Annotated in this window: 4 protein-coding genes; 2 read left to right on the forward strand and 2 right to left on the reverse strand. The window is 44.3% G+C overall.

From position 1 onward, the window contains the following. Both PN462_RS12110 and PN462_RS12115 read left to right on the forward strand, forming a co-directional pair. On the forward strand, positions 1-224 hold a 224-nt coding region (locus tag PN462_RS12110; protein ID WP_272128499.1), incomplete at its 5' end, for a hypothetical protein. Between the two features lie 593 nt (positions 225-817). Then, positions 818-1,546 (forward strand): DUF4114 domain-containing protein, encoded by a 729-nt coding sequence (locus tag PN462_RS12115; protein ID WP_272128500.1) that lies wholly within the window; start codon positions 818-820, stop codon positions 1,544-1,546. Between the two features lie 278 nt (positions 1,547-1,824). Here PN462_RS12115 and ligA read toward each other — a convergent pair whose 3' ends face one another. Further along, complete coding sequence (ligA, locus tag PN462_RS12120) at positions 1,825-3,858, reverse strand: NAD-dependent DNA ligase LigA (RefSeq protein ID WP_272128501.1); 2,034 nt, start codon at positions 3,856-3,858, stop codon at positions 1,825-1,827. Positions 3,859-4,059: 201 nt separating this feature from the next. Beyond that, on the reverse strand, positions 4,060-4,332 hold a 273-nt coding region (locus tag PN462_RS12125), incomplete at its 5' end, for a Uma2 family endonuclease (RefSeq protein ID WP_272128502.1).

The following is a 4,332-nucleotide window of genomic DNA, read 5'->3' on the forward strand; positions in this document are numbered from 1 at the left end:
GGTCTATGCGTAGCCTAAGAGGTTGTGAGTCTCAGCCGCATCGTTCGCGCAGCGTCTCCGCAGGAGAAGCGGTATCGACTCACCCGCTTTCCTCCCCCACCTGTTCCGAGGTGGGGGAGTCCCGCGGCTCTTTTGTTGAACGATTTGACGCATCCTTGGCGGATGCGTTTTTTGTCGCCGAGGAGAGTTCATTAACGGTTTTATCCCACCTTTTTCAAGGGTAGGCGCGAGTTCCTTTATTTCATTACCACAAAATACTTATCTTGTCAAGAGAAAAATATAGGGAAGTCATTACGCCGATCGCAGCCAATCCAAGGGGGGATGATCGCCAGGAGAATCTCCCCTAGTACGACTCTAGAGAATTGTAGCAATCGGTTTTTACCGTGATCCTTCATAGTTAATAATGTAGTCTTGATGAAGATTAAGTAATTTCTGGGAGAATATTTTGAAAAAACCACGAACAGCTTATTAAATATTATGTTAAAAACCCAGATAATACGCAAATATTACCTAAAAAGCAAGTATTCTTTTATACCAGAAGACAAAAATCTATACAGATAAAAAGATCATCGGGACTTACAGCTTAATGCGGTTGACACTTACTTTAAAAAGCGGGTAATCCTGACCGCTTTTTATAAAGAAACAGACAAACTTGCTCTCTCCCCCTTTCAATCCTGAGAATCCCCCCTTATTGTATAAAGTGTAGCCACTAAACAATTAGAGGGTTAAAGCCATTAGTCGCTCAGGGTGACTAATGCAGAATTTAAATATTACTCCTTCTCTTTGTTCTTGATTTATTACTTAAGGAGTTTGAGCCATGAAATTTAAAACATTCACTGGATTTATCGCTGTTGCCACTGCCGCCGCTACTTTATTTTCTGTCACAGGAGCATCTGCTCAATCTATCTCTCAAGAGAAATATGACCAACAATATGAAAATAATGCCGATCAATTGCGTTTAGACTACGAAGACTGGAAAACCTTCAATGACTTAATTAACAAAGAACGTAAATTAATGGATGCCATCGATCTCCCCAAAGTCGATCTGAGCAAACTGCGCTGGGAAGGGGGAGTCAACGACGTTGAAGTTTACTTTATCAACGAAGGAGCAGGATATCGTAATCAACTGTTTTACTCCACCGATGGGGGAGACAATAAAACCAAGATTTTTGACGACCTATCCTCCCCCAACAGTATCTTGAAAAACTCCGACGGGCCTTTATCATTAGGTGAAGGAAGAGATTTAGGTGACTTTGAAGGCGATACGTTCATCGAATTCTTCCTCAAATCCAACGGTAAAAATGGTGGAGATCACTTCTTTGGCTTTGATTCAGCAGAAAATCCTGACAACTTTGATCACCTGATTGGTTACGAAATGGACGATTTTGTCGTACTCGGATTTGAAGACCTCTGGAATGGTGGAGACAAAGATTACAACGACACCGTGTTTGCTGTTCAAGGAGTCACGACTGTTCCTGAACCTGCTTCTGTTTTAGGAATCTTGGGAGTTGGTGGTGTAATGTTACTCCGTCGTCGCAACTCGTAAAAGCAGGTTTTAGTTTTAACCTTCCTAAACTTCCCTGTGATCAAACCTTGTCCACCCCTCATCTCGAGACGCAACAATAAGATTAACCCTCTAGTCATCCCCCTTTTCCTCGCTTTTGTTGGATAGGGGGATGATTTTATCGTAGTTCGTAGTAAGCTCTTGAGAGCTTCTCTTTCCCCACAAAAAAGAAACCCACCAAAGTCCCTTCCACCCCGTTCGTAGTAAGCTCTTGAGAGCTTCTCCCCCCAGCAAAACCCCTAAAAAACACCAATAAAAATCTATTCTAACATATCCCGCAACCCATCTTCACTTAATATAAAAACATTTAACTTTTCCGCCTTCTCTAACTTAGACCCCGCCTTTTCCCCCGCCAACAAATAATCCGTATTCTTACTCACCGAACTTGTCACCTTCCCCCCCGCATCTTTAATTAACCGTTCCGCCTCCTTCCGAGACAAACTCGGCAACGTCCCCGTAATCACAAACCTTTTCCCCTCTAAAACCTTAGACCCCGCAAACTCCCCCTTATTTTCTACCCCTTGATTAAACCGTAACCCCTCATCCTGCAAGCGTTTCACCAACTCCTGATTCGCCTCAATCTTGAACCACTGCCAAACCGACTTAGCAATTTCTAATCCAACTCCATAGACATTCTCTAACCCATCAACCGAAGCACATTGTAACTGTTCAATCGTCGGAAACGCTTGGGTTAAAACCTCCGCATTCACCTTCCCCACATAGCGAATACCCAACCCATATAAAACACGAGCATAAGGCTGTTTTTTAGACCCTTCAATTGCAGCAACCAACTTCTCAGCCGACTTCCTTCCCACCCGTTCCAACTGGGTTAATTCCTCAACCCTTAACCCGTATAAATCAGCAACTGACCGCACTAACCGGGTTCTAACAATTTGCTCAACTAACTTCTCACCTAACCCATTAATATCTAAAGCATCACGGGAAGCCCAATGTAGCACACTCCCCTTTAAAATAGCAGGACAAGAACTATTCACACAACGAATCACCGCTTCCCCCTCCGGACGCACCAACTCGGAGTTACACTCTGGACAATTTTGCGGCATTGTATAGGGTTGTGTACCAGGTGGCCGCATCCCCTCTAAAACCCGTACCACCTCCGGAATAATTTCCCCTGCTTTACGAATAATAACCGTATCTCCGATGCGAATATCCAACTCTGCAATACGGTCTTGGTTGTGAAGCGTGGCCCGTTGTACCGTTGTCCCGGCCACCTGAACCGGGTTCATAATAGCCATAGGAGTCACAGCCCCTGTACGACCCACATTGACTGTGATATCTTGAACTACAGTGGGGACTTCCTCTGCGGGATATTTCAAAGCAACAGCCCAACGAGGAAACTTCTGAGTAAACCCTAACTGTTGTTGTAGGGGAATAGAATTCAACTTCACCACCACCCCATCAGTAAGATAAGAGAGTTCCCTTCGTTTCGTCTCCCAGTCCTGAAAATAGGCTTGCACTTCGCCCAAATTAGCACATATTTTCCGATTGGGATTCACCCGTAACCCCATCTGTTGTAAAACCTCTAAAGACTCCCATTGAGTTTGAGGATGAAAATTAGGGTCCGAGGGAATATACAAAGTATAAGCAAAAAAATCTAATCTGCGTTGGTCCACAATTTTCGGGTCAAGTTGTCGTAACGTCCCTGCTGCTGCATTACGGGGGTTCGCAAATAATTTCTCTCCCTGCGTTTCCCGTTCCTTATTGATGCGTTCAAACTCATCCAAGGGTAAAAATGCCTCTCCCCGAATTTCCACCTGTTCTGGGGGATTTTCGAGGGATAATTTTAAAGGGATACTGCGAATAGTGCGAATATTTTGGGTGATATCTTCCCCAGTTGTCCCATCTCCCCTGGTGACTCCTCTAGTCAGGATACCGTTTTTGTAGGTTAATGCGATCGCAGACCCATCAATTTTCAACTCGCAAACATACTCAAACTCCCCAGTTTCTGCAATATCGGGAGTTTGTCGTTTCCATCGTTCCTCCCACTTCCGCAACTCCCCCTCATCAAAAGCATTCTCTAAACTATACAGGGGAATATTATGCTGAACCGAAATAAATTGTTCTGCGGGTTTATCCCCCACTCGTTGTGTCGGACTATCAGGAGTAACCAGTTCGGGGTGTTGCTGTTCAAGGTCTTGTAGTTCCCGATAGAGCTTATCATACACCGCATCAGGCATAATCGGGTCATCAAGGACATAATACGCATATCCTGCCTCTCGCAACTGTTCTCGCAGTTGAGTGATACGCTGTTGAATATCAGGGGAAACAGTCATAGAGTATTCCTTGATGAATTGCTCAGTCTTCTAGTTTACTAGGAGAGGAAGAAATTGCACCACTCCAGACACAGAGAAACACAGAGACAAAAGAATGCTGTCCTAGTCTTATTATCCCTTAGAGAAATAGAATATAGAGAATAGGGGACACTTCTCCCATTCCTCATTATTCCTACTTTGTGTCCTTTGTGTCTTTGTGGTTTACCCCCCACTCCCCTCAAATACCACATCCTCGTAAAGCAAGTTAAAACTCCCTTGGTAGTCAATACTCTGTAACTCGAAGTGGGGAGGAGTATAGACTTGCATCACCCATAACCCCTCATCATTCCGTCTAAAGGTTTCGACTCTCTGCTGTCTGCTGTTGATGAGGACGTATTCTTGCAGGGTATCACGAGTTTGATAGTCTAAGAATTTATCTCCTCTATCAAAGGCTTCTGTGGTGTCGGAGAGGACTTCGATAATGAGGAGGGGGTA

It is taken from the genome of Spirulina sp. CS-785/01, from assembly GCF_028330525.1.
Lineage (GTDB): Bacteria > Cyanobacteriota > Cyanobacteriia > Cyanobacteriales > Spirulinaceae > JAQMSD01.